The 1,124-nt window shown below is 59.3% G+C and carries 1 rRNA gene; it reads left to right on the top strand.

Features of this window, described 5'->3' with window-relative positions:
* Positions 1 to 290 precede the first annotated feature (290 nt).
* Positions 291 to 1,124 (top strand): 23S ribosomal RNA (locus ACSNOC_RS27770); the annotation flags it as partial.

The following is a 1,124-nucleotide window of genomic DNA, read 5'->3' as shown; positions in this document are numbered from 1 at the left end:
AAGGAGCGCAGTGCCTGCCGCGGGCGAGTGTCTCGTGGGGGCCAGCTCATGGGTGGAACATTGACTATTCGGCGCTGCCGGCTTGTCCGGGCTTGTCAGTACTGCCTCTCTTTGGGGGGTGTGGAACGCGGGTCTGGTGGGGTGGTGGTGTCGGGCGCGCTGTTGGGTGTCTGAGGGCACGGCCGCATGAGCGGTTGGTCTTCGGTTCGCCGGTGTCGGCTGGGTCTTGACGGGCTTGGTCGGCTGACTGGTTGTTGGTTGAGAATTGCACAGTGGACGCGAGCATCTGTGGCCAAGTTGTTAAGGGCGCACGGTGGATGCCTTGGTACCAGGAACCGATGAAGGACGTGGGAGGCCGCGATAGGCCCCGGGGAGCTGTCAACCGAGCTGTGATCCGGGGGTGTCCGAATGGGGGAACCCGGCAGTCGTTATGGGCTGTCACCTGCCGCTGAATGTATAGGCGGTGTGGAGGGAACGCGGGGAAGTGAAACATCTCAGTACCCGCAGGAAGAGAAAACAACCGTGATTCCGGGAGTAGTGGTGAGCGAAACCGGAGGAGGCTAAACCGTTTGTGTGTGATACCCGGCAGGGGTTGCGCAGGCGGGGTTGTGGGAGCTTTCTTGATCGTTCTGCCGGACGGTCGGCGAGTAAGAAATTACAGGTGTAGGCGAAGGGCATGCGAAAGGCCTGGCGTAGAGGGTAAGACCCCCGTAGCTGAAATGTCTGTAACTCGCTTGAGGGTTTCCCAAGTAGCACAGGGCCCGAGAAATCCTGTGTGAATCTGGCGGGACCACCCGTTAAGCCTAAATATTCCCTGGTGACCGATAGTGGATAGTACCGTGAGGGAATGGTGAAAAGTACCGCGGGAGCGGAGTGAAATAGTACCTGAAACCGTGTGCCTACAAGCCGTGGGAGCGTCGCAGTGGGCACTTGTGTCTGCTGTCGTGACTGCGTGCCTTTTGAAGAATGAGCCTGCGAGTTTGCGGTGTGTTGCGAGGTTAACCTGTTGGTGGGTAGCCGTAGCGAAAGCGAGTCCGAAGAGGGCGGTTTGAGTAGCATGCCCAAGACCCGAAGCGGAGTGATCTAGCCATGGGCAGGGTGAAGCGTGGGTAAGACTGCGTGGA

This window comes from Streptomyces sp. URMC 129, assembly GCF_051386415.1.
Classification (GTDB): domain Bacteria; phylum Actinomycetota; class Actinomycetes; order Streptomycetales; family Streptomycetaceae; genus Streptomyces.
Note: the sequence above shows the minus strand (reverse complement) of the source record. Positions and strands in the feature narration are given on the sequence as shown.